Origin of the sequence: Lipingzhangella rawalii (assembly GCF_031628175.1) — a bacterium.
Classification (GTDB): domain Bacteria; phylum Actinomycetota; class Actinomycetes; order Streptosporangiales; family Streptosporangiaceae; genus Lipingzhangella_A; species Lipingzhangella_A rawalii.
This window is the reverse complement of sequence record NZ_JAVLVT010000002.1, coordinates 219,038-244,098: the sequence shown is the minus strand read 5'-3', so window position 1 is coordinate 244,098 and position 25,061 is coordinate 219,038. Positions and strand designations below refer to the sequence as shown.

Below are 25,061 nucleotides of genomic sequence, written 5' to 3'. Positions count from 1 at the left end.
CCCGTGGGGCTGCTGGCCGCGCTGCTGCGCGCCGGTCCGCCCGGGTGAGGCTAGGGGGAAAGCACCCGCACTGTGCCCCGTGGGCCGTGTGGTTCGGGGGAGCGTTGCCGGGTGTACACCAACGCCCACGGCGCGGTTGGAGGGATGCGCCCGCGTCCTGGACTCCCCGGGGGGAACGTGTGGCTGGGGGTGGTTAGTTGGGGGCGCGCGCCGTGTTGGCCGCCGGCGGCGTCGCGCCCTCGTGGTCACCGGGGTGTCGTGCTCGGGGGCGCTCCTCCGCACGACGGCCAGCGGGGCGTGGGTGTGGTGGCCGTGGGGTGCCTCCCGCTGCCGGGGGTGCGTTTTCTGGCACGGTGGCCAGCGGGATCGGGGGCGGGGTGAACGTCGCCAGGCCCAACCCCGCTCCCAACCCCGAGAAACAGGCCCCAGCCTCGGCCGGTGCCCTCGGTGGCGAATGCGACAGCCGGGCGGGGAGTTCCACGGCACCGGCCGGGCCGGTACGCCCGTCACGGCCAGGCACCGGGTGTCCCTCGGGTTGGGGCGCATGGGCCCGCGATAGCGTTAGTGCGTCGCGGGGCGCCTCGACCACGGGCGCCCGGTGGGGACCTTCGGGGAGCGGAGACCGGTACCCGGCTTGGGGAGAGGCTTGGCGTCATGCACGAACAGGCCATGCTGACGCGCGATCTCGTGCTGCGCCTGTGCGATGGAGCGACCGAGTTCGACCAGCACTGGCTCGACACGGACCGTAAGGTCGTGGCGCCGTTCACGGCTCCACGGAACCTTCAGCTCATTCGGGCGATCGTGGCAGCGGGGCGGAAACTCGGGGTGGATCGGCTCCTGATCTGTCGGACCCGACCAGAGCACGCCTATGAGCCGGTGACCGAAGTGGTCGCCGACGAGCGCGCCCTGCTCGACCACATTCGCAGCTGGGGACGGGACCCCACTGATTTCCTCGTGGCGGTGGAGGACCAGTGTGCAGCGGTCCTCGTCACGTCCGGTCGGCTTACCGTCGCAGCCGGTCCGGCCGACTTCGTGCGGGAACTGGTGGGGCCAGACATCTCCCGGGCCAGGAACCGGTTCGCAGCCCAAGCCCAGGACACCGAAGACGAGGAGCTTCTCGCGGCGGCTCTGCGTTACGGCTGTGTGGACGATGCGGACCGCCCCGCCCCGCCGGCACCGGATCCCGTCGAACGCCTGGCTCGGCGTAGCGGCGCCGTGGAGGGGAACGCCGATTCCCGCCTGGGGCCGCTACGCGCCGCGCGGGGCGCCATCGCCTGGTCGCTGCTTGTGCTGGTTGGCATCGCGGCCGTACTCACCCCGGTTTCGATGATGCTGCCGCTGGCGGCCGGCATGGTCTGGCTGCTGGTGCAGCTCTGTCTCCTCGCACGCACCCGAACGGTGACCGTCGCCAGCCTGCTGCGCATGCTGGTCCTGGGTGCACTGTGCACCCTGCCCATCGCGGCGACGGAACGCGGGCTGGCTGCTGCCCTGGGGATGGATCCGACAGATCCCTACGCCCACGCCTACGTTGCCGTTCCGGTGGAGGAGGTGGGCAAGCTCGTGCCCCTGCTGCTGGTGTGGCTGGTTTCCTGGGGGCGGTGGCGTCGGATGGCGGCCGTCGACTACCTGCTGCTGGCCGCGGCCGCGGGAGCCGGATTCTGGATCGTGGAGCAGTCGGCCCATGTCCTGGGGTTCTGGCAACATCCGGCCTATGCGGGCGCACCCGTGGCCAGCGGACTGGATCTGGGGATCCTCACCTTTCTTCCCGGTGGGGTGGATGTGGCCGGGGCCGGGCTCCGCTTCTCCGGACACGCTGTCACCACCGGGCTGGTCGGCGCCGCCCTCGGTATCGCCGTGGTGGGGGCACGCCGCTATGGACGGTGGCTGTGGCTCCTCCCTCCGGCAGCGTTGGGCTGGGCCGCCCTGGAACACATGAACTACAACGCGCTGCTCGCCGGGCTGGAAACCACGACGCTTACCGATGTGACCTTCGCGGCGTTGGGCAGCGGGGAGGCGACCCGGTGGGTCCTGCTGCTGCTTCTGCTGGCCGCGGTGTTGCTTGACGGCCGGGTGAGCCGCGCCGCGGACGGGGTCACGCCGCGGCTTCCGGGACGCAGGCCCCTGGCCCGGGTCCGGCGTCGGGTCTACGGGAGGGCCGTACGAATTCGGGTGCGCATCCCCCCGGATTTCGCGGCTGTCTTTCGGCGGGCCGTCCACGCCTGGGCCCGGCTACCGGTCACGGTCGTACAGACCGTCGCGGTGGCTCTGCACGAACTCGCCGTTCAGCTTGTCGCGGCCAGCCGCGGACCGTCCGCGCTGACGGAGACGTGGCAGTACGTGCGGGACCGCCGCGAATACGCGATGGGAGCGGGGCGTGCCGACGGCCGGCCGTGGCGGCGCCATCCCCCGCGCTCTGAGCTTCGGGATACGGAGACGCGGTTGGCCAGCACCCTGGGGCTGGCCGCGGGGGGTGTGGCCGCTCTGGCCGGACTCGTGCCCGAGACTCTGGTATCCGGGATGACGGCCGGGCACGCGGCGGACGCGTCGCCAGGGGGCGCCTACATCGCGTTGTCCCTGGAGGCCGCCTGGTCCTGGCTGCACCAGCAGCCGATGGGGGACCAATTGTGGATCCTGGGGGGAAGCGCGGCCCTGCTGGGGCTGTCGACCCTGGGATGGTCCCTGCCGCGGCGATTGCCACACGCGGGTACCTTCCTGCGGCAGCCACACCGGGAGCTGGGTACCTGCCTGGGGGCGTTCGCTCCGGGACAGCTGCCGTTCTGGGCGGTGGCCCTGCTCGGCCTGCTGGTGCCCCGGCGGGTAGACCGTCTCCTGGGGGCGCATGCTCAACCGGTGCCCTCGGGGGGTTGAGTCGCGCTCGTTGCTTCCTCGGGTGGCTCGGGCATGGGGACCGCGAGGGCCCGCAGGAGGGTTGCCAGCAGTTCGTAGTAGCCGACCAGGGTGGTCACCTCCACGAGCGCCGCTTCGCCGAACCGGTCCTGGAGTGTGGTCCGGTGCTCCTCGGCAATGTCGCTGCGGGACAGCAGGCAACGCACCACCTCCAGGGTGGCCTGCTCCCCGGCATCCGCGGAGGCGGGGATGCCTCCCTGCGCGAGGGTGTCGATCTCCGTCGGTTCCACGCCGGCTCGGAGCGCCACCCGCCGGTGCACGAACCACTCGAACTCACTGTCCCGCTGTGTCGCGACCGCCAGGATCACCAGTTCACGTAGCCGTGCGGGCAGCGACGTCTCGGCAGCGACGGCAGCGCTGAGATGTTGCAGGGCCGCGCCGACACCCGGTGCGGCAAGCATAGCGTTGAAGGGGCCGTGGAGCCGGCCCTCCGCATCCGTCAACGGGAACGGGGGGTTCGAACCGTACTTCGTGCGTACGCCGTCGTAGATGGCGCGCTGGCGCGGCGTCAGTTCCGCGGGGGTGTACCAGTGCAGGTGTCCGTGACGCATGCCTGCCTTTGTATCGTCCCGGCGCGCACGGCGCCGGCACATTGCCCGAATCCAGCCATCGGCGCGGGAACCAACGGGGCCCGTGTTCCGGTCGCCCGGGCACGTTGTCCCCCGAAACATGGTGGAAAAATCGGACCGTTATCCTGGGGTCGCCCGAGGGGTACGTGTCCCGCCAGACAGCATCCCGGTGCTGCACACCGGATACGGCCCCGGAGGCGAGCCCTGGTCGTGTCGAGGGCCACAGCCACCAGCCGCCCGGTGCGGTGGTTCCCGGAACGCGGGGAGGCAGTCGTGACGGTGGGATGCTCGCCCCCCGTGCCGCGGTTGCACGCCAGGGGAATGGATACCGAACGGAGAGAGGTCACCAGCGACACCGTGCGCAGTGCAGCCACCCGGGCCGTGGGCCACGCAGGTGTTGGCGCCTCCGTGTCCGTTGCCCCGGCCCCGCCGTCTGCCTCAGCGCGCGTGGGTACAGCGCGGGGTGTCTGCCACACACGGTGTGCGGGGAGGTCCGGGCGTGCCGTCGCCGCGTCCGGGGGCCGGTTACGACTTCCCGCGGATCCGCGGGATCCGACCGGAAACGCTGTCTAGCGCATGGCACCCGCGGCCCAGCCGGGCCGCGTGAACCGGATTGCCGTTTCCCGGTCGTGCAGAAGTGCTCCGACTCGGGCCACAGCCGAACGGTGCGGTGCCTGCCGCTCACACCACTCGAATAGGTAACCTCCCGGCATGACCGGCCGCACGTCGACGCCACCCCAGCTTCTGGGGTGAGAAGTGAGAGGTGAGGCATCCGTGCGGGGAGCCCACTGGATCTGGATGCTGTGATTAGCTCGACTCGAAAGGTGGCAGCGAGTTGGTTCTCGTGACCGTTCTCGGCGTGCTGGCCGTGGCGGCCGCAGTGGCGCCGCTACTGGCACGCTGGTGGGGCCGCGACGCGGGCTGGCCGCTGGCCGCCGTCTTCCTCGTGCTCGCCGTGGTGATCGCGGCACAGTTGCCGGCCGTGCTCGACGGTGAGGTGGTGGAAACCTCCTGGCCCTGGATCCCGGCGGCCGGAGTCAACTTCGCCCTGTGGCTGGACGGGGTGGGGTGGCTGTTCGCCATGCTGGTGCTGGGTGTGGGCGCACTCATCATGGCCTACTGTGCTCGCTATTTCGGGCGCACCAGCTCCCAGAGCAGGTTCTACCTGCTCATGGGGATTTTCGCCGTCGCCATGCTCGGGCTGGTTCTCGCTGACGACCTGCTGCTGCTGTTCGTCTTCTGGGAGCTCACCAGCATCTGCTCGTTCTTCCTGATCGGCGGAACCAGCCTCAAGGCTGACAAGCCGGCGATGCGAGCCCTGCTGGTCACGGCCGGTGGGGGGCTGGCCCTTCTCTCCGCGGTCACCCTGCTCGCGGTCCGCACCGGGACAACACAGCTCAGCGCCATCCTCGCGGACACCAGCTGGCTCCAGGACGGGTGGACCGGCCCACTCGTTGCCGTGTTCATCATCATCGCGGCCTTCACCAAGTCCGCCCAGGTGCCGTTCCATTTCTGGCTTCCCGGGGCGATGGCGGCCAGCACCCCCGTCAGCGCCTATCTGCACGCCGCGGCGATGGTCAAGGCCGGAATCTATCTGCTCATCCGGTTCACCCCCGCGTTCTCGGACCTGGCCCTGTGGAACGTTGTGCTGGTGACCTTCGGGCTCGCCACGGCGATCTACGGTGCGGTACTCGCCCTCAAGGAATACGACCTCAAGTCCCTGGCAGCGTTCTCTACGGTCAGCCAACTGGGTTATCTGGTTGCGATCATCGGGATCGGAACCTCCTACGCGCTCGCGGCCGCCGCGATCCACACCCTGGCACACGCCCTGTTCAAAGCCACGCTGTTCATGATGGTCGGCGTGATCGACCACCAGGCGCATACGCGCGATATCCGGGAGCTGGGTGGGCTGCGGCGCAGCATGCCCGTCAGTGCTGTGTTGACCGGGCTGGGGGCGATGTCGCTGGCCGGACTGCCCCCCGTGCTCGGGTTCTACAGCAAGGAGAAACTCTTCGCGGGCTTCCTCGAAGCGGGGGGTCCCGGCTGGGTTGCACCACTCGCCGGGGGTGCGGCCGTGCTGGCCGCGATCCTGACCTTCGGCTACGCCGCTCGGTTCTGGTACTACACCTTCGGGGGACAGCCCAGTGACCGCTCGGACGTGCGGGAAGCTCCGGCCAGTTTCCTGTTCCCACCCGCGGTCACGGCGCTGGCCGGACTCGGGCTGGGGCTGAGCGTCCCCGCGCTGCGCCCCTTCGCCGAGCGCGTGGTGGCCGACACCGGGTTCGGTGCGCAGACAGTGGAGATTCACCTGATTCCGGGACTGACCCCGGACGTGGGGATGTCTGCCCTGGCGATTCTGTTCGGGCTGGGCCTGTTCCTGAGTAGGGAGCGGGTGGATTCCCTGCTCCATCGTCGATCCGCGCCGACCACCGGGGACGCCGTGTTCGACCGGGTGCACGCCACCAGCCTCGCGTTCGGACGCCGGGTGGGCGACCTGACCCGCAGTGCCGCGCCGCCCGTGCACATCGTCCCGGCCGTGTTCGTCCTCGGGGTGCTGGCAGCCGTGGCCGTGTGGTGGGGAATGCCCGTGGTCCAGCCGCCCGAACCGGTGGTGCGTACGTGGGACTGGCTGGTGATTGCCGCGATCACCGCGGCCGTGCTGGGGACGGTTCTGGTGCGCAACCGGATCGCCGCCGTGGTGCTGCTGGGTGTGGTCGGCGTCCTCCTCGGGGTGTGGTTCGTGCTGCTCGGCGCCATCGATGTGGCGCTGACGCAGATCACGGTTGAGGTCCTGACGGTTGTGGTGCTGGTGCTGGTCCTGCGCCGGCTGCCGGTGATGTTCCAGCGGGTGGGGGGCGTCCGGATCGGACTCTCCGCGGCCCTGGCCCTGGCGGCCGGAGGCGTGGCCGCGGTGGCGACGTTCCTGCTCACGGGGCGCCGGGAGCTCTCCCCCGTCAGCGAATACCTCATGACCCACTCCGAGGAGGACACGGGCGGCATCAACGTGGTGAACACGATCCTGGTGGACTACCGCCCCCTGGACACCCTGGGGGAGGTCACCGTCGTCGGTATCGCCGGTGTCGGCATTCTGGCGCTGTTGCACACGGTGCGGCTCCGTGGCCGCGAGGACCCGACACCGTCCCACCGCCGTTGGAGCCCGATCGAGGATCCATGGGGCAACGCGATCGTGATCCAGGTTGTGGGCCGCGTCCTGGCCCCGGTCATCATCGTGCTGTCGTTGTGGATGCTGCTCCGGGGGCACAACGCGAACGGAGGTGGCTTCATCGGGGCTCTGGTCGCCGGAGCCGGACTGTGTCTCGCCCATGCCGCGGCCCCGGATCCCCGACGATCTCTGGTCCTGCGGATACCGGGGGTCGCGGTGATCACCGCCGGACTCGCGCTCTCGGTGGTGACCGGCCTGTTCGGCCTGCTCGACGGGTCCTTCCTGCGTCCGCTGCACGCCGACATCGGCGCCTACCACTTCACGTCCGCGTTGGTGTTCGACGTCGGCATCTATCTGGCCGTGATCGGGACCGTCGTGGTGGCGTTGACACGACTGGGGGTTCCGCATCCGCCCACGGAACCCACACGGGAGCCTCCGGCCAGATCCGGAACGCGCGGGGAACGAGATGCACAGGCGTTGCCGCCGACGGCCCTCGACGGGCACGACCCCGGTAATGGGGAACGGGCGCCGGTACGGCGCGGGGACAGTGCGACCGAACCGGGAGGTGAACAGTGACAGCCGCGGTTCTTGTCGGGGTACTGGTCGCCGGCGCTGTGTTTCTCATCGTGCAGCGTGGGCTGGTTCGTATCGCCCTGGGACTGATCATGCTGGGGCACGCCGCGAACCTGGTGTTGCTTGCCGCCGGCGGGATGTACCGCCGGGAGGCCCCGCTCATCGATCAGATCGCGGCGGTCCAGACCGCTGCTGATCCGCTCCCGCAAGCTTTCGTCCTGACCGCCATCGTCATCGCCTTTGGCGTCACGGTGTACCTGGTGGCGCTGGCGGGTGCCGGGACCGGCGACGACACTGAGGAAAGCCAGTGATAGCGACCGCTCTACCCTTCGCCGCCGCGGTGCCCCTGCTGATGGGCACCCTGCTGTTGGTGCTGCGCAGCCCGGTGTGGTTGCGGCGGACCATCACGCTCGGCACCAGTACCCTCGTGCTCGGCTACGCCGGCCTGCTGATCCTCGTCACCCGGGGCGGAGCCGTGCTGGCGCACCCTCTGGGGTTGTGGGAGACCAGCCCCGGTGAGCCCGTGGTCGCCATCCCGTTTGCCGCGGACATGTTCAGTGCGTTGATGCTGGCCGTGACCGCGCTGCTGACGCTGCTGTGCGTGGCCTACGGGATGGTCGCCGGTGACGATGAGCAGCACTATTTCCAACCCATGGTGTTGATGCTGCTCGCCGGGGTGTCCGGCGTGGTGCTCACCGCGGACCTGTTCAACCTGTTCGTGTTCATCGAGGTGATGCTGCTCCCCTCCTATGTGCTGATGAGCATGCTCGGGGGAGGGCACCGGCTTCGGGCCGGTCGGCTGTACGTCACCTACAACCTGTTCGCCTCGGGCGTTCTGCTGGCCGGGGTCGCCTTCGTCTACGGTGTGGCCGGCACCGTCAACTTCGCGGAGTTGGCGGGCGCCGGGCAGGAGTCCACGGCCGTGGCGGTGGCCGCCGGCGTGCTCATGGTGGCCCTGGGGATGAAGGCGGCCGTGGTTCCGGTGCACGGCTGGTTGTCCAATACCTACCCCGACACCTCTCCAGCCCTGTCGGCGCTGTTCTCCGGGCTGCACACCAAGGTGGCGATCTATGCCATCTACCGCCTGTATGCGTTGATCTACGGTGGCGATGACCGTTTCCTCGGTGTCGCGGTCGCCATCATGGTCGCGACGATGGTGATCGGGGTGCTGGGTGCGGTCGGCGAGAGCACCATGCGGTCGATCCTGACCCTGCACATGGTCAGCCAGATCGGCTACATCCTGCTGGGTTTGGCGCTGTTCGGGCCGCTGGGGCTGGCCGCGGGAATCTTCTACCTCCTGCACAACACGGTGGTGAAGGGGGCACTGTTCCTGGCCACCGGCGCGGTCGAGCAGACCTACGGAACCCAACGCGTCTATGACCTCGGGGGAGTTGCCCGGAAGGAGCCCCTGGTGGCGTTCGCCTTCGTCGGTGCGGCACTCGCCCTTACCGGGATTCCTCCCTTCTCCGGGTTTGCCGCGAAGTACCTCCTGCTGCACGCCTCCATTTCTGCGGAGCAGTACGGGGCCGCCGTGGCGATCGTCCTGGTCAGTCTCTTCACCTTGCTGTCCATGATCAAGATCTGGAGCAACGTGTTCTGGGGACCGCTCAAGCGCGAACCGGAGAGCCACCCCGGCGGGGACACGGAAACGTCGGGAACGGAAGCGGATTCGAGCACCGCCATGGCGACGGGGAACGGCAGCCTGCTCCAGCGCGGCACCACCCGTACCCATGCCAGGGCGGGGGCACCCCTGACCCACGTCCGGCTGGCGATGATCATTCCCGCTCTGGTGCTGACCCTGCTGGCGCTGGGGATCGGACTGGGCGCCCAAGGGTTGCTGGTACTGACCCAGGAGGCTGCCTCGGGTCTCATTGACACCTCGACCTACGTGGAGGCGGTGATCGGCCAATGAGCCTTGTGACCTGGCTGGGCTGGGTGCTTCGCATGCTGCGTTTCTTCACGCTGCACTTCCCGTGGAAGCTGACGGTTGCCTGTTTCGACGTGGCCTGGGATGTGCTCCGACCCCGCAACCGCTTCGCGCAGGGCATCGTCGAGTTCCGTTCCCGGTGTCGGACCGATACGGAGCTTGCCCTGATGGCGAACCTCATCTCGTTGACTCCCGGAACCCTCACGCTGGCGGTGCGCCGGGATCCCGCCACCCTGTACGTGCACGCCATGTACTGCGAGGACCGGGAGGCTGCCGTGGCGGACCTGCGGGACTACGAGTACCGAATGTTGCGCGCGGTGCGTGTGGACGGTGCTGTTCCGGAGCGTGCCGAATCCACGCCCAGCTCCGGAGGTGACCGGTGACCCTGCTCGATATTCCGATGGTGGCGATCGGTCTGGTTCTCGTCGCGGTCGTCGTACGTGCTGTTCTCGGGCCGACCCAGGCGGACCGTGCGGTCGCCGCTGATCTCGCCTTCTTCAGCTTCCTGGCCTTGGTGGCGCTGTTCGGGGCGCGGTTGGGCGCGGATGCGGCCTTTGACGTCGTTCTGATCGGCACCCTGACCGGCTTCGTTTCGGCCGTGTGGCTGGCGCGACTGATCACGAGGGGACGATGATGGATGCAGTGAGCCAGGTGCCCTGGCTGGAGCTCGCGGCGGGTGTCGCTATCGGCGTCGGCACCCTGCTGATGCTGACCGCTGGTGTGGCCCTATTGCGGCTCCAGGACGTCTACTCCCGGATGAACGCGGTCACCAAGGCCGCGACCCTCGGCGTGGTCCTGATTCTGATCGGATCCTTCCTGCTCATGCCGAGCTGGGAGACCTCGTGGAAGCTCGTGCTCGCGGTGTGGCTCCAGCTGATCACCTCGCCCGTGGGTGCCTTCGCGATTGGCCGCGCGGCCTACCGTTCCCGAGCCCCGCTGACCGAGCAGACCCGCGTTGATGAGTTGGAGCAGCGCGTGGCCCGAACCGACACACCGTAGCCGGGGCTCGCCGCTGTGGCCACGGTCCCGCTGGTCAGCTCCGGGAACCGCGGGAGCGGACCACTTCCGTGCTCCCCTACAGCGGGTTCTTCGCCGGTCGCACTGGGGGTGGGATCAGCACCTTCGCGTTCGGCGGGCCGGCCGGGCCACGGTTACCCACGCCGGCTCGCCGGCGGCGATAGTGGAGGCGATTCGTGCCGCCGAGCAGATGGGGTGGCTGTGCGCGGGCACGGTCCGACGCGCGGGTTCGGTGTCCTCAGCGGAACCGCAGCACCAGCATGGCGGTGTCGTCGGTGTGACCACCCGGCGCGAACATCTCCAGCTCCCGCTCAATCCGGCTGATCACCGCCTGTGCGGTCAGCCCCGTGCAGCGGGAGAAAATCGAGATGAGGCCTTCCTCGTCCAGCATCTCCGAACCGTTCCGGCGCTCGGTCACGCCGTCGGTTACCGCGAGGAGAACATCACCCGGGGCGACATCGATCGACTCGGTGTTGAACTCGATGTCCTCGAAGGCTCCCAGGAGCGGCTGGGGTGTTCCCAGGGGCTCGGTGTGCCCGTCCTGCCGCAACCGTAGCGGCAGTGGGTGCCCGGCCGAGACCATGCGCAGGCCCATGCCACCCTCCGGACCCTCGATGGGGGTCATCTCGGCGTACAGCATGGTCAGGAACCGGGTGGCCGGGTTCTCGTCCAAGATCGCCAGATTCAGCCGGTGCATGATCTGTGCGGGGGAGTAGCCCTCGCGGGCGAGCGCCCGGAGCGTATGTCGCGCCAGCCCGGTGACCGCCGCGGCTTCGGGGCCGGTGCCGCAGACATCGCCGATCGCGAAGCACCAGCGACCATCGCTGGCGAAAACGTCGTAGAAGTCACCGCCCACCACCGAGCCCTCTCCCGCAGGCTGGTAGAACACCCCGTAGTCCACCCCGGGAATCTCGGGACGCTTGGCGGGCAGCAGGCTGCGCTGGAGCGCCATGCTCATGGAGGTCTGGCTGGAGTACAGACGGGCGTTTTCCAGGGCCGAGGACACCCGACGGGCCAGGTCACTGGCGACGTCGACATCTTCGGTGGTCAGCCCGTCCTGGGGCTGGGCGCCCACCACGAACCGTCCCAGCTGGCGTCCCCGGGCGAGCAGAGGCACGCACACTGCCGGGCACTGCACCAGTTCGCGGGTGACGTCGTTCTCCAAGCCCGCTTCGCGGATCGCGGTCAGGGTCCACAAGGGCTGCGGATGCCACTGTTCGCTCGGTGGCAGTTCACCAACCAGGCGATTGAGTGCGTCGGTGTAGTTCTCGTTGCGGTGTGTGGCATGGGTGAGCCGGGGTTCTCCCAGCTCGTCGGTGGTCTGTACGACGCACCATTCCGTGAGTCGGGCCGTGGTCAGCTGCCCTGCCAACGCGGCGGTCATCCGTTCGTCGAGCGTGCCCGCCAGCAGGTCACTGGCCTCGGCGAGGAAACTCAGCGAGGACCGGCGGGTGATCTCAACCCGGGCCAGGCGCGCACGTTCCACCGGCAGGGCGATCCGGTCAGCTCCTTCCTGGAGCCGAGCCGCGGCGGCCGTGCCGAAGTGCCGTGGACGGCGGGAGGCGACCCCGAGCAGCCCGGTGATACGACCCTCGACGATCAGGGGTGCGGTCACCAGGGAACGCATCCCCGCTGCCACGAGAATCCCGCGGTGTGCCCGGGCCAGCATGAGATCGTCGTTGATCACCGCTCCGGGCTCCGGGGTGGCGGAGGGGAAGGTCTCCTCGGTGCGGCTGCGGATCGGATGCCACGGTTGACTGGAGAGGCCCACCGCGGCCTGTACCTCCCACTCGGTCTCGTCGGTGGTCGCCAGGGCGATGTAGGCGGCGTCGCCGCCCAGGACGGTGCGTGCGTAGTCGACCGTGCGTTCCAGCATCTCCGGCATGGTCTGCCGTGCGTTCAGTGCCGTGCTCAACGCCGCCCATCGGTCGGGACGCCGATCCCGGCGGGCCCGGTCCTCCGTCATCTGCGGTGCGGGGGTCTCGGCGTCCGGGGCGGCCACGCCCGGGTCGGCGAAACGGAACCACACCGCCTTGTCCTCGGGGCTGTAGGTCACCCCCCAGCTGGAGGCCATCGCGTTGGCCAGGGCCAGACCCAGGCCACCAACGCGGTCGTTCTCCATCGATGGGGACACATCCACGGCGAGGCTTCCGGCCTGGGGCACGGCGCGTTCCGGCGCGCGGTCGGCGACCACCACCTCCGTGACACCCGCGGTTCGACGCAGGGTGAGCTGAAGGGTGGACTCGGCGTGTACCACAGCGTTCGTGACGAGCTCGCTAACCAGCAGCACGATCGAGTTGACCATTTCCGCATCCAGGGGTGGTTCCCCGCTGGGTGCCGGTGGGGAGCCGTCGGTGAGTCCCCACTCCCCGAGGGTGTGGGCGACGAAGTCGCGTGCCGCACGCGCCGCCTCGGGGGTGGGCGTGAACTCGCGGCTGACGACCTGCGTCTCGTGCTGTGGCATGGTGGGCCCGGGCGCTCCGTACGGTTCGGCGGGAATTCGCCCACGCCTCGGCGCCTCCGGAGGATTCGACCGGAGGTCACCCGTGGCGTGTTCGGCGTGGGAACTCATAGCACTGGTACCGAGCTTAGACGCCCCATCGCGCGTGCGGTACCTGGTCGGCAGGCGGCGCGGAACTTCGTCATGATTGCCGTGCGTCCTCGTAAAGGACACCCCGAACGGAATACCGTTGTTGCACCTCGGTAGGCCCACCGGTCGGGAATGACGACCGAGGCATTGCGGTAGGGGATCGAGGCAGGAGGAGGAGTCATGCCCGAGACTGCGGCTGCATCCGACGAGCGGTTGGGGGAGCTGCTGGACGCGCTGCGCGCCATGCGCGACGGCGATTTCGGGGTACGGCTGGACACCAAGGCCGAGGGCATACACGGTGAAATCGCATCCGTGTTCAACGAGGTGCTGGACCAGTGTGGACAGTTCAGTTCCGAGTTGCAGCGGGTCGGCGGGGTCGTCAGCTCCGAGGGGCGCCTCACCGAACGGATCCAGGTTCCTCCGGCCCGGGGCGGGTGGCAGGACAGTGTGCGTACGTTCAACCGGATCCTGGATGACGTCAGTGAGCCGGTGTACTCCGTGGCACAGGTCCTCGACTCGGTGGGGAGTGGAGAATTGTCACACCGGGTGGATCTGACCACGCGGCACGGCCCCCTACACGGTGATCTCCTCCGTCTGGCCACCTCGGTCAACCGGATGGCCGATCAGATGGCCGGATTCACCATGGAGGTCACGCGGGTGGCCCGGGAGGTGGGCACCGAGGGCAAGCTCGGCGGGAGCGCGCGTGTGGAGGGGGTTTCCGGCGCCTGGCTCGATGTGACCGACGCCGTGAACCAGATGGCCAGCCGGCTGACCGCTCAGGTCCGCGATATCTCCGAGGTCACCACCGCTGTGGCCGAGGGTGATCTGACGCGCAAGGTGACGGTGGACGTGCAGGGGGAGATGCTTCAGCTGAAGGACACCGTGAACACGATGGTGGATCAGCTGGATTCCTTTGCCGACGAGGTGACGCGGGTGGCCCGGGAGGTGGGCACCGAGGGCAAGCTCGGTGGTCGCGCCAACGTCCGAGGCGTGTCCGGGATCTGGAAGAGCCTGACCAGCAACGTGAACTCCATGGCGGACAATCTCACCAACCAGGTCCGCGATATCTCCCAGGTGACCACGGCAGTGGCCCGTGGTGATCTGACGCGCAAGGTGACGGTGGACGTGCAGGGGGAGATGCTTCAGCTGAAGGACACCGTGAACACGATGGTGGATCAGCTGGATTCCTTTGCCGACGAGGTGACGCGGGTGGCCCGGGAGGTGGGCACCGAGGGCAAGCTCGGTGGTCGCGCCAACGTCAAGGGCGTCTCGGGGATCTGGAAGGACCTCACCGACAACGTCAACTCGATGGCCAACAGCCTGACACTTCAGGTCCGAAACATCTCGGACGTCACCACGGCGGTCGCCCGGGGCGAGTTGAGTAAGAAGATCACCGTGGATGCCCAGGGTGAGATCCTGGAACTGAAGGACACCGTGAACACGATGGTGGATCAGTTGGAGTCCTTCGCCGACGAGGTCACCCGCATGGCCCGCGAGGTGGGCACCGAAGGAAAACTCGGCGGGCAGGCACACGTGCGCGGGGTCTCCGGGGTCTGGAAGGACCTCACCGACAACGTGAACTCCATGGCGAACAACCTCACGCACCAGGTGCGCCAGATTTCGGTCGTGACCCGCGCGGCCGCCCGGGGCGACCTCACGAAGAAGATCACGGTGAACGCCAAGGGCGAGATCCTGGAGCTCAAGGACACGATCAACACGATGGTCGACCAGCTCTCGGCGTTCGCGGACGAGGTGACGCGGGTGGCCCGGGAAGTGGGGACCGAGGGCAAGCTCGGTGGCCGCGCCGAGGTCAAGGGTGTCTCGGGGATCTGGAAGGACCTCACCGAGAACGTCAACTCGATGGCGCACGATCTCACCACCCAGGTGCGCAATATCTCCGATGTCACGACGGCCGTCGCACGTGGAGACCTGACCAAGAAGATCACGGTGGATGCGCAGGGCGAGATCCTGGAGCTGAAGAACACCATCAACACGATGGTCGACCAGCTCTCGGCCTTTGCCGGCGAGGTGACCCGGGTGGCCCACGATGTCGGCAGTGAGGGCAAACTGGGCGGCCAGGCCCAGGTCGCTGGCGTCTCCGGCACATGGAAACAGCTCACCGACAGTGTGAACGAGCTGGCGGGGAACCTCACCAAGCAGGTCCGGGCTATCGGTGACGTGGCCAGCGCCGTGACCGAGGGCGACCTCACCCAGTCGATCACGGTCGAGGCGCGGGGCGAGGTCAACGAGCTCAAGGACAACATCAACCTGATGGTGGAGAACCTGCGGGCCACCACGAACGCCCAGCGGGACGAGGACTGGCTGAAGGGCAACGTCGCCCGGATCTCCGGAAAGATCCAGGGGCACCGGGACCTCTACGAATTGGCGCGGGTGATCATGAGCGAGGTCACCCCGCTCGTATCCGCGCAGTACGGTGCCTGCTTCCTGCTGGACGACGACAACGCCGAGGTGTACCGACTGTTCGCCGGCTACGGCTATCAGCCCAGTGGGGCACGGCGTCGCATCACCCCGGGCCAGGGGCTGACCGGGCAGGTGATCGCGCAGCGTCAGGAGGAGGTCGTCCACAATGTGCCGGGCGACTTCGTGAAGGTGGAATCCGGGCTCGGTGAGGCCACGCCGCTCAGCCTGGTGGTTTTGCCGGTCATCGCTGAGGACCGGGTGCTGGGCGCCCTGGAGTTCGCCTCGTTCGGGGAGTTCCAGGAGATCCACCTTCGGTTCCTGCGCCAGCTGGTGTCGATCATCGGGGCGACCATCAACACGATCCTCGCCAATGCCCGGACCGAATCGTTGTTGATCCAGTCTCAGCAGCTCACCACCGAACTCCAGGAGCGGTCGAACGAGTTGCAGCGCCAGCAGGAGGAACTGCGGCGTAAGAACAACGAGCTGCACGCCCAGGCAGGGCAGCTGGCCAGCCGGAACCGTGCCATCGAGATGCAGAACCGGCAGATCGAGGGGGCGCGAAAGTCGCTGGAGGAGCGGGCGCGGCAGCTCCAGATCTCCTACAAGTACAAGTCCCAGTTCCTGGCCAACATGTCGCACGAGCTGCGTACGCCGCTGAACAGCCTGTTGATTCTCGCCCGGCTACTGGCGGACAACCCGGAGCAGAACCTGTCGAGTAAGCAGGTGGAGTTCGCGCAGACCATTCACAAGGCGGGTAGCGATCTGCTGCACTTGATCGACGAGATTCTGGACCTGTCCAAGATGGAGGCGGGGCGCGTCGACCTACGGCCGGCAGACGTGTCGATCCAGCATCTCGTTGACTATGTGGAGGCGTCGTTCCGCCCCATGGCGAGTGAGCAGGGTTTGGCGTTCGTCGTGGACGTGTCTCCGGACGTTCCCCAACATCTGTGGACCGACGAGCAGCGGTTGCAGCAGGTCTTGCGTAATCTGCTGTCGAACGCGGTGAAGTTCACCGGATCGGGCGAAGTCCGGCTGACGATCGGCCCCGCCTGGGAACTGGCTGATGTCGATCTCGCGATGTTCGCCGAGCACGACGAGGTGATCGCCTTCTCGGTCTCGGATACCGGGATCGGGATTCCCGACGATAAGCTGCACGTGATTTTCGAGGCCTTCCACCAGGGGGATGGTGGAACGAGTCGGCGTTTCGGGGGGACCGGGCTTGGCCTGTCCATCAGCCGGAACATGGCTCAGCTGCTCGGCGGACAGATTCACGTGTCCAGTACGCCCCAGGAGGGCAGCACGTTCACCCTGCTGTTGCCGGTGCGGCTTCCGGAAGCCGGTGACTCGGAAACCATGGATTCGTTGCCCCCGGTCCCGAAGGCGAGCGAGCTGGCGGCGGTCACCAACAGCGGAGCGATCATGGACCCCGTTCCCTCGGAGCGTGATCCCCAGTCGACGGGAGACAGTGGAGTGACCCAATCGGCCCAGGACGACGGTTCCGAGCCGATGCCCCGACAGGACGGGCGTCAGGCCATGCTGAGCACGAGTGACTCCGGTGCGATGTTGACCGAGAATGCCAGTACCCGCGCGGAGTCCGGGCAGGACGAGGCGCTCCAGGGCAGGCAGGTACTCATCGTCGACGACGATGTCCGCAACGTCTTCGCGTTGACCAGCGCGCTTGAGGCGCACGGGCTGCGGGTGCTGTACGCGGATGACGGTATGAGCGGCATCAGGAAGCTGGAAGCCAACGAGGACGTGGCGTTGGTGTTGATGGACATTATGATGCCGGAGCTGGACGGGAACGAGACGATCCGCAGGATCCGGGAGATGCCGCAGTTCGCGAACCTTCCGATCGTCGCACTGACAGCCAAGGCGATGCAGGGAGACAAGGAACGCAGCCTCGACTCGGGTGCCTCCGACTACGTCACCAAACCGGTGGATCTGGATCACCTGCTGGACGTTCTGCGGTCGTGGTTGGACCGGGACGGTTCCGCCAGCCCCGGTGACGTCACGGGCGACGACGCCGGAACCAGTTCCAGTGAGACAACTGAAGGCTAGGAGCCGCTACGGTGCCCGAGAAGGCGAACATCCTGCTGGTTGACGACCGTGAGGACAACCTGATCTCACTGGAGGCCGCGCTGACCGCGCTGGACCAGAACCTGGTGCGGGCCAGTTCCGGGGAGGCGGCGTTGAAGGCGCTGCTGGAGCGGGAGTTCGCGGTAATCCTGCTCGACGTGATGATGCCGGGAATGGACGGTTTCGAAACAGCTGCACACATCAAGCAGCGGGAGCGGACCAAGGACATCCCGATCATTTTTCTCACCGGGGCCGAGATCGCGCGGCACCAGGTGTTCCGGGGATATTCCACCCGCTCGATCGACTACCTCACCAAGCCTTTCGACCCGTCGGTGCTCCAGGCCAAGGTTGAGGTGTTCATCGAGCTCTACCAGACGCGTCAGCGCCTGCGGGAGCAGTCTCGCCTGTTGCACGATCTGTTGGGCGAGAGTCCCGGTGCGGCGGATTCCCAGGCCCTGCTCGGTGAGTTGGAGGCACGGGTCACCACGATCCGCACCGCGTTGTCGGCCGCGCGGCAGGAGCTGCCCACCGCGGGCCCCGTGGCCAGCACCCTGGTGCACGACCTGGAACAGCCCGTGTCCGATCTGGCGGCACTGGTGCGTACCTTGCGTGGGGACGATGGACCGTCCTCGATGGAGTCCGGAACCAGTTGACCTGCTACCAGAGGTAACATCTCGGCAACGAGGGGCCGAGTATTGGGGTGCAGAAGTGGGGTGCGCCGTGGGACGGAATCCGGGTTCTCCCAGGTAATAACGTGTTCTATCGAATGGTTTGAGCCATGGGGAGTCTGGCTTCTCGTGCGAAAGACGGAAGAGCGCCCCTCTAGTGTGAAACATGTTATGGCGCTACAGTCGCAGACATAACAGCCCCGGGCGGGGCTGACCGCGCTCCGGCCGCTCATCCCTGCCGGGTGTGCCGCGCCAGTAGCCATCCCGTACCAGACCTGCCGGGATGCGCGGGGCGAAGACGCGCCCAGTGGCCGAGAGCAGATCCCAACCCCTCCGCTGAAGGGAAATCCGGTAACTGTGGCTCGAAACATCAGCAAGCGACTGGCCGCTGGAACGAGTGCCGCGGCTTTCGCCAGTGTTGGCTTCATCGCATACGCTCCGGGGGCCTTCGCCGACAATGTGGTCTCCTACGAGTGCACCCCCTCGGCCATCCAGGACGAATTCACCACGGATGTCACCTACTCCATCGACGCGCCGAGCGAGGTCGCGGCCGGGGAGAGCATCGACATCACGGTGAACGGCGATTCCACCGAAGTTCCCACCTCACCCGTGTCGCTCTCCCCCGGAGACGTGAGTCGCACCATTCCGATGGAGGTCTACCGCGACGGCGAACACGTGGACACGGTGGAGACCACCGCGGAGAACAGCGAGGAAATCCCGAGCGGTGGCGAGGTGGAGACCGATCCGACCACGGGGAGCTACACCCCCGAGGAGGAGGGCACCTACACCTTCGAGATCGGCGATTTCGAGACGACGGTGTCGAGCCTCGTGACGGTCAACACTCCCTGTGTCACCGAGGAACCGGCCATCGTGCACGAGGCTGTGGTCGGCGACGGCGATGACAATGGCGACGACGACAACGGCGACGACGACAACGGCGACGACGACAACGGTGATGACAACGGCGATGACGAACCCGGCGTGGTGACCACCCCGGGGCGGGCCGAGTTCACCGGTACCTACGAGTGCGCCTCCAGTGACCCCGAGCTGCTGGCGGACTTCACCAGTGGAGCACAGGTCACGGTGGACACCCCGGACGGGACCGAGTTCCCGGCCGACGAGGACATCCGGGTGACCGCCGAGGGCACGTTGGACAACGGTCCGGAGACCCCGGTGGATCTCGCTGAGGGTGATGTCGTGGGTACCATCCACATCGCTGCCAGTGGCGACGCCGCTCCCGAGGACGGGATCGCCCTGTCCGCGGCGAACGATGAGCCGTTCGGTGCGGGCGACATCATCGCCGGACTCGACACCGAGGGCACCTTCACCCCGGGTGGTGCGGGCGCGGTCGAGTTCGCTGCCGGTGACCTGACGATCTCCGTGTTGGATGGCCTTGTCACCATCGACTGTGCCTGGTCCGGTGACGATCCTGGCAATGGCGGTGACGGTGACCCCGGCGAGAACGGGGACGACGGTGACCCCGGCGATGACCAGCAGCCGCCGAAGGATGAGGCGGACGGGCAGCTGCCGGTGACCGGTGCGCAGCTGGGTGGTCTGGTTGCCGCTGCGGTGGCCGCGCTGGGTGGCGGCGGTGCCGCCGTCTACCTGTCCCGCAAGCGCAAGGCCGCGGCGGAACAGGGTGGCCTGGAGGGCTAAGGCCAGGCCGAGTCGTCACGTAGGTGCGGGGGTGGGCCAGGCGGCCCACCCCCGCACCTCGTGAGTGTGTCCAGGTGCACCTCGGTTGTCCTGGGGCCGAGACCGATACTGGCCTGACTGCCGGACGGGTTTCACATGGCGTTTCTCCGCATTTGACCGCATGCGGTCACCCGGACCCGGCGCTGCACCTTGAATGATCTTGTAAACCAAGTTTACACTTTGTGGGTGTTGGTGCGGTTTAGGCCGATGTGACGCGATATACGCCCTCGGTCCGTACTGGTCCGCACCTCGGGGTTGCGTCGGAGCGACGCGGCCGGGATCCCCGTGTGTCTCCCAGGTCGCGGCTCCCTGGGTCGACTGCCCCGAATAACCCCCCTGTATTGAGGAGTTTCGCGTGTCCACACTCAGCAAGCGTGTCGTTGGTGGATTCGCCGCTACGGCCTTCGCCGGATTCGGTTCTGTTCTTGCGGCTCCTGCGGCGGCGTCCGACGTCGACATCGAACCGCTGGACCAGGACCTTGAGGATGTCATCGAGTTCGACCACGACTATGTCGCCCTAGTCGACTACCACTGCCAGGCCCCGGACTTCCAATTCGAGGAGACGTTGCCCCTGGCCGTGGGGACACATGTCCCAGCGGCAGCGGAAACCGGGGAGTCCATCACGGTGCAGGCGGCGTGGGTTCCCTTCTTCATGTTCCACGGCATTCAAGAGATCCCGGCGGACGAATTCGAATCGGACTTCGACCTGGAGCTGACGGGGTCAGCAGCCCCGAACGACGAGGCGACCTTCGAGATGGGTATCTCGGAGGCGTTCACCCCGGACCCGGTGGAATGGGTCGAGGCACTTCCGGAGTGGACGGTGGAACCGGCCGAGCTTGATCTGGTGAATCCGGGTGAGGTGGCTTTCGTTCCCGGGACGATCACCACCACCGTGACCCAGGACGCGGGTACCACCACGACAGTGTGTGAACCCGAGGGTGACCCCGAACCGGTCACCGTGACCGAGGTGACCGGGGAGCCGGTCGGGGACGGCGGCGAGAACGGCGACGGCGAGAACGGCGACGGCGAGAACGGCGGCGCCGAGGACGGTAACGGCGAGAATGGCGCCGACAACGGCGATGGTGAGGCCGGTAACGGCGACGGCAACGGTGACGCCGAGAACGGCGGCGCCGAGGACGGCGGCGCCGAGGACGGTAACGGCGAGGGCGACGAGCAGCAGGCCCCGAAGGACGAGGCCGATGACCAGCTGCCGGTGACCGGTGCGCAGCTGGGTGGTCTGGTTGCCGCTGCGGTGGCCGCGCTGGGTGGCGGCGGTGCCGCCGTCTACCTGTCCCGCAAGCGCAAGGCCGCGGCCGCGCTGTCCCAGGACTAGTTCCGGTTCACCGGCCCAGACTGGTGGCCGGGCACGGCGAATCCCTGCGACCGGGGGTGGGCAGCACGCCCACCCCCGGTTGTGCGTCCACTCAGTGGACATGTGCCGATATCCTGTGCCGCATGGATCTCGCGATCGTGTGCCCCTCGTGCCAGGGCGCCGGGTATCGCGTCGTCGTCGTCGGATACGCGGGCAGTGACACCGCCGGTGAGATGATGGTTCCCCGGGAGTGCGCGGCGTGTAGCGGTACCGGACGTGTCGTGACCTCCGGCTGGAGTTATGCGTGAGGACATCGGTTCGGTCCCGGGAACCGGCATCTGGCGTGGCTCGAGGCCCGGGTGGTGAGCTGCGGTTTCCGTTGTCCCCCGGGTCCGCGCAGACCGCAGGAAACCGGTCGACTGCCGGCCGAGTCGTCCAGTTGTCCTCGACGACGATCTCTCCCTCGCTATGGTTGCTTGATCACGATCCCCGCTCTGGGTCGCCTGGATGCCAGGCGCCACCGGTTGGCGGTTCTGCCGAGGAGACAGGAGGTTGGGCGCAATGGGTGTCGACAGCGGGACCGTGACGGTCACGGCCCTGACACACCGCGGCGCTGTTCGCCAAGTCAACGAGGACGCCCTGGTCATGGGTGCGTTGACGGTCGCGGGCGGGAGTATGAACGCGCCTGCGCGCTGCCTGCTTCCGGTACAGGAACCGCTGGTGCTGGCCGTTGCGGACGGGTTGGGGGGGCACGCGGCCGGCGAGATCGCATCCGAGCACGCGGTGCACCGGATGGCGGAGAGCGGGCCGCAGCTTATCGGCCCGGACGCCATGACCACACTGCTCACGCACATCGACGACGAGATCCGGGAGCACTCGGTCCAGAACGAGGAATTCTCCGGAATGGGCACCACAGTCGCCGGGCTCCTCCTGACCGAGGAAGGAATCTACTGGTTCAACGTGGGGGACTCACGGACCTACCGGATTCGAGACCTGCGCCTGGAACAGCTCTCCGAGGACGACTCCCCGCCCACGGTTCCAGGGGAAGACGGCCGCCCCACCTCGACGAACTTCATCACCCAGTCCCTTGGGGGCAGTAGTAGCACCCCCATGCAGCCCCATGTCGGCCAGGATCGAGAGGCGACGGCCGAAGGATGGCTGATGTGTAGTGACGGGCTCAGCGACCTGGTCTCCAACGAGGAGATGGAGCAGATTCTCGCCGCTGCCGTCAGTGACGAGGCCGCTGTGCGGGAACTGTGGCAGGCGGCGATGAAGGTTTCCGGGCGGGACAACATCAGCATCCTGCTCGCCCGGCCCTACTGAGCTACCGGGCACCGCGGGCAGGCCAGGCCCGGCCGAAGCGGTGCGGACCTGTGCGGACCCACGCGGATCCGTGACGTCGTGGTGTCGCTGCCGCTCCGGACGGGTCGGGCACCCGCCCGGAGCGGCTGTTCTCGGTTCAGCTGTCCTCGCTGTTGCCCGAGCCCGTGTGCCGTACGGCACGGACAACGAGTATCACGATGACACCGATGGCCAGCAGCGCGGCCGCCGCACCGAGCCACGTGTTTCCGGCCAGGGGGTTGGTGTCCGCGGCAGTCTCCCCGTCGGTGTCCTCGTCCTCCTCGTTCGTGGCCTGCGTCTCCTCGCCGCCGGTGTCGGCCTCCTCCTGGGCCTCCTCAGCGGCGTCGGTGTCGTCCAGCGCCTCCGCGGCGAGGGTGAAGGAGATGCTTTCCTCGATGGGATGTCCGTCCGCCGACACGATGCGATAGTCGACGGTGTACGCACCGGCCTCCTCGAGGGGGGCGATGTCAACGGCCGCGCTCGTGCCGTCCAGGCGGACATTTTCCCCTTCCGCGTAGTCGGTGTTCCCGTCGGGGCCCACCACGGTGATGGCGTTTCCGCCCTCCAGGACCTCTTCGTTGAAGACCAGCTCGACTTCGTCGGGCATCGTGTCCACGGTTGCCCCGTCTTCCGGGGAGGAGTCGATCAGGACGTTGTGGGCACTCGCCCCGGGGGCGGCGATGGTGGCGAGCAGGGCGCTGCCGGCGAGGGTTGCGGCGAGGGTGGTGCCCCGATACGGGAGCGTTGGCATGGACATGTTCCGGACCTTTCGTCGTTGTTGGCGTCGATTGTGCTGCCGTGGCCGGATGGCGACATCCGGTGACGAGGTGCCGGTGGTGGTCCGCGGGGATAGGCGGTGACCCGGCCTGTGCTGCGTGGGGTGGGGACGGACGTGTCCGGCGTCGGCGCCCGGCCGGCTGCGTGATGCAGGGTGGAGGGCTGGAGAATGGTGGGGATGGCCTGGCCGAGCAGGGTGGCCAGGGACCAGATCAGCTCCTCACCGTGGGCGAGGACAGCGGCGGTGACGAGGGCGGCCCAGATGTGGCCGAGAAGCATTCCGGGCGACCAGCTGCCGCCGACACCGACACTGTGATGCAGGAGGTCCGCTGTGCCGGGATTGGCATGGTGGGTGGACTGGGTGGACTGGGCGGACGCGGTGAGCTCGAACCAGAGGTGGAAGACCGCCTGGGCGAGGAGGAGGATCCCCAGGAGTTCGGTGAGGCCGCGCTGGACGCGGGTGAGGTGTCCCAGCACGAGCCCTGTGCCCAGGGTCGCCAGGGCGAATCCCCACAGCGAGGCGGATCCACCGGCATAGACAGCGTGGCCGGACCAGGCCAGGCCTGTGCAGGCGCCGGCCAGTACGGCCGTGCGCCCCAGCCAGAGGGTCCCGGAGGCGGGAGTGTCCACGCAGCTGACCGTAGCGGAGACCGGTGCCCCCTCGCGCTGCCCGGTCCTAGCTTGCCGTCGCCAGTTCGACGCGCAGGTAGCGCCGTTCCTCCGGGGTCGTTCCGCCCCAGATCCCGTGGGCCTCGCCCCGGCTCACGGCCCAGTTCAGGCATTCCCTGCGCACCGGGCACGTGTCACAGATCGCCTTGGCCAGGTGCACCTCGGGTCCATCGGCCCCGGTGATGTTCACCGGGAAGAACAGTTCGGGGTCGTAGGCTCGGCATGTTCCCTGTGCGACCCAGTCCTCGCTCTCGTGGTAGAGGCGGTTCAACGGAGACCTCCAGAGTCCGGCTCGTCACCCGTGGTGCGGGACGATTAGCGACCAGAAGTAGTACTACGGTTAGTCGTACTACAGGGAGTCTGGCAGAGTCCGATCGGATTCTCAAGGCGAATGCGCAGCGCACGCTGCACTGTGATCTCTCTGGCGGAGGCCGAACACAGTGTGATATACCGCATGCTTAAAATCTGCTGCGGATGCCTTAAGTTTGGCCCGGATTGTCCGTGTGCCGCATCGGGATGTCCCGAAGGCGTAGCTGCGGACGCGGCGCGGCCGATGCGGCGAATTCGCTGATGACTCCGGGATCCTCATGACCCGCCGCCCCCGCGGCTGCACCGCGGGTAATCGCAGGATGTAGCCCGGTTGTGCCCGTAAGAAACAGGCATACCCGTCCCACTCCATCCCAAACATTGGCCCCGCGCGGTGTGGAACGCGTTCTCACAAACGTTCGCTATGTTTCGAGAACGTGCCTGATGAACAGCGTTATCCCAGCAACCCCGGCGACCACGACGGCGGGGCGCCCGAGTTCGTTCTGGAGCGGCCCACACTGATGGATGGGCAAGCCATCTATGACCTGGTGTGCAGGGCCGGGCTCGATGTCAACTCACCGTACGCCTACGTCCTGTGGTGCCGAGACTTCGCCGCGACGACGGTGGTCGCCCGGGGCCGCACCGCCAGTGGGGCCGAGACCTCCCCGGAGTTGGGCGGTTTCGTTCTGGGGTACGTCCGGCCAGAGCAGCCAGACACCTACTTCCTGTGGCAGGTAGCCGTGGATCCTGGCTACCAGGGAAGGAAGTTGGCCCGGACGATGTTGCACCACATCGGTGACCGCTGTGTCCGGCAGGGGATCCGTTACCTGGAGGCGACGGTCACCCCGGACAATGCGGCCTCCCGCGCGCTGTTCGAGGCGTTCGCACGTGCGCACGGTGTCGAGGCCCGGTGGAGCCCGCTCTTCGAGCGCGCACACTTTCCGCAGCCGGAGGCAGTCACCGACGTCGATCAGGGGCACGAACGTGAGGAGCTCGTTCGTATCGGGCCTCTGCACACTTCGATCGCAGCGAGCTCGTAACCGCTGACCG

Annotated in this window: 18 protein-coding genes; 13 read left to right on the top strand and 5 right to left on the bottom strand. The window is 67.7% G+C overall.

All coding sequences use genetic code 11. From position 1 onward, the window contains the following. Positions 1 to 654 precede the first annotated feature (654 nt). Positions 655 to 2,868 carry a PrsW family intramembrane metalloprotease gene (locus RIF23_RS06340; protein WP_310911445.1) on the top strand — a complete coding sequence of 738 codons (2,214 nt, stop codon included), beginning with the start codon at positions 655 to 657 and terminating at the stop codon, positions 2,866 to 2,868. Here the strand turns inward: RIF23_RS06340 and RIF23_RS06335 are convergent. Continuing rightward, a complete protein-coding gene (locus RIF23_RS06335; RefSeq protein ID WP_310911444.1) occupies positions 2,844 to 3,458 on the bottom strand; it encodes a carboxymuconolactone decarboxylase family protein in 615 nt (204 codons plus the stop codon). The genes RIF23_RS06340 and RIF23_RS06335 overlap by 25 nt on opposite strands. 862 nt (positions 3,459 to 4,320) lie before the next feature. Here RIF23_RS06335 and RIF23_RS06330 point away from each other — a divergent pair. From RIF23_RS06330 to mnhG, 6 genes are read left to right on the top strand one after another with little or no spacing between them, the layout of a single operon-like run. Beyond that, positions 4,321 to 7,215, top strand: coding sequence for a DUF4040 family protein (locus RIF23_RS06330; RefSeq protein WP_310911443.1), 2,895 nt, complete (start codon positions 4,321 to 4,323; stop codon positions 7,213 to 7,215). Next, positions 7,212 to 7,523 (top strand): sodium:proton antiporter, encoded by a 312-nt coding sequence (locus tag RIF23_RS06325; protein ID WP_310911442.1) that lies wholly within the window; start codon positions 7,212 to 7,214, stop codon positions 7,521 to 7,523. Before RIF23_RS06330 ends, RIF23_RS06325 begins: the two co-directional genes overlap by 4 nt. Next, entirely contained in the window at positions 7,520 to 9,124 is a 1,605-nt protein-coding gene (locus RIF23_RS06320) for a monovalent cation/H+ antiporter subunit D family protein (protein ID WP_310911441.1), read from the top strand. The genes RIF23_RS06325 and RIF23_RS06320 overlap by 4 nt, the downstream gene beginning before the upstream one ends. Continuing rightward, a complete protein-coding gene (locus RIF23_RS06315; RefSeq protein WP_310911440.1) occupies positions 9,121 to 9,522 on the top strand; it encodes a Na+/H+ antiporter subunit E in 402 nt (133 codons plus the stop codon). The genes RIF23_RS06320 and RIF23_RS06315 overlap by 4 nt, the downstream gene beginning before the upstream one ends. Further along, positions 9,519 to 9,773: a monovalent cation/H+ antiporter complex subunit F gene (locus tag RIF23_RS06310; RefSeq protein ID WP_310911439.1), complete on the top strand. Its 255-nt coding sequence runs from the start codon at positions 9,519 to 9,521 to the stop codon at positions 9,771 to 9,773. Before RIF23_RS06315 ends, RIF23_RS06310 begins: the two co-directional genes overlap by 4 nt. Then, entirely contained in the window at positions 9,770 to 10,138 is a 369-nt protein-coding gene (gene mnhG, locus RIF23_RS06305; RefSeq protein WP_310911438.1) for a monovalent cation/H(+) antiporter subunit G, read from the top strand. The genes RIF23_RS06310 and mnhG overlap by 4 nt, the downstream gene beginning before the upstream one ends. A 256-nt stretch (positions 10,139 to 10,394) precedes the next feature. Here the strand turns inward: mnhG and RIF23_RS06300 are convergent, their stop codons facing one another. After that, on the bottom strand, positions 10,395 to 12,620 hold the full coding sequence (locus RIF23_RS06300; protein WP_310911437.1) for a SpoIIE family protein phosphatase: 2,226 nt from the start codon (positions 12,618 to 12,620) through the stop codon (positions 10,395 to 10,397). Positions 12,621 to 12,926: 306 nt separating this feature from the next. Here RIF23_RS06300 and RIF23_RS06295 point away from each other — a divergent pair, with 306 nt between their 5' ends. From RIF23_RS06295 to RIF23_RS06275, 5 genes are all read left to right on the top strand, one after another. Next, positions 12,927 to 17,225 (top strand): HAMP domain-containing protein, encoded by a 4,299-nt coding sequence (locus RIF23_RS06295; protein ID WP_310911436.1) that lies wholly within the window; start codon positions 12,927 to 12,929, stop codon positions 17,223 to 17,225. A gap of 11 nt (positions 17,226 to 17,236) precedes the next feature. Further along, complete coding sequence (locus RIF23_RS06290; protein ID WP_310911435.1) at positions 17,237 to 17,896, top strand: response regulator; 660 nt, start codon at positions 17,237 to 17,239, stop codon at positions 17,894 to 17,896. 372 nt (positions 17,897 to 18,268) lie between these two features. After that, positions 18,269 to 19,567, top strand: a complete 1,299-nt coding sequence (locus RIF23_RS06285; RefSeq protein WP_310911434.1) for a hypothetical protein — start codon at positions 18,269 to 18,271, stop codon at positions 19,565 to 19,567. A gap of 394 nt (positions 19,568 to 19,961) precedes the next feature. Continuing rightward, positions 19,962 to 20,939 carry a hypothetical protein gene (locus tag RIF23_RS06280; RefSeq protein WP_310911433.1) on the top strand — a complete coding sequence of 326 codons (978 nt, stop codon included), beginning with the start codon at positions 19,962 to 19,964 and terminating at the stop codon, positions 20,937 to 20,939. Between the two features lie 540 nt (positions 20,940 to 21,479). Next, entirely contained in the window at positions 21,480 to 22,241 is a 762-nt protein-coding gene (locus RIF23_RS06275) for a PP2C family protein-serine/threonine phosphatase (protein ID WP_310911432.1), read from the top strand. Positions 22,242 to 22,377: 136 nt separating this feature from the next. Here the strand turns inward: RIF23_RS06275 and RIF23_RS06270 are convergent, their stop codons facing one another. Genes RIF23_RS06270 through RIF23_RS06260 form a run of 3 tightly spaced genes read right to left on the bottom strand, consistent with a single transcriptional unit; the run spans position 22,378 to position 23,976 of the window. Beyond that, on the bottom strand, positions 22,378 to 23,016 hold the full coding sequence (locus RIF23_RS06270) for a copper resistance CopC family protein (RefSeq protein WP_310911431.1): 639 nt from the start codon (positions 23,014 to 23,016) through the stop codon (positions 22,378 to 22,380). After that, positions 22,905 to 23,666 (bottom strand): copper resistance protein, encoded by a 762-nt coding sequence (locus tag RIF23_RS06265; protein ID WP_310911430.1) that lies wholly within the window; start codon positions 23,664 to 23,666, stop codon positions 22,905 to 22,907. The genes RIF23_RS06270 and RIF23_RS06265 overlap by 112 nt, the downstream gene beginning before the upstream one ends. A gap of 46 nt (positions 23,667 to 23,712) precedes the next feature. After that, complete coding sequence (locus RIF23_RS06260; RefSeq protein WP_310911429.1) at positions 23,713 to 23,976, bottom strand: WhiB family transcriptional regulator; 264 nt, start codon at positions 23,974 to 23,976, stop codon at positions 23,713 to 23,715. Between the two features lie 472 nt (positions 23,977 to 24,448). Here RIF23_RS06260 and ectA point away from each other — a divergent pair, with 472 nt between their 5' ends. Continuing rightward, positions 24,449 to 25,051, top strand: a complete 603-nt coding sequence (gene ectA / locus RIF23_RS06255) for a diaminobutyrate acetyltransferase (RefSeq protein WP_407659407.1) — start codon at positions 24,449 to 24,451, stop codon at positions 25,049 to 25,051. The last annotated feature ends 10 nt before the right edge of the window (positions 25,052 to 25,061 follow it).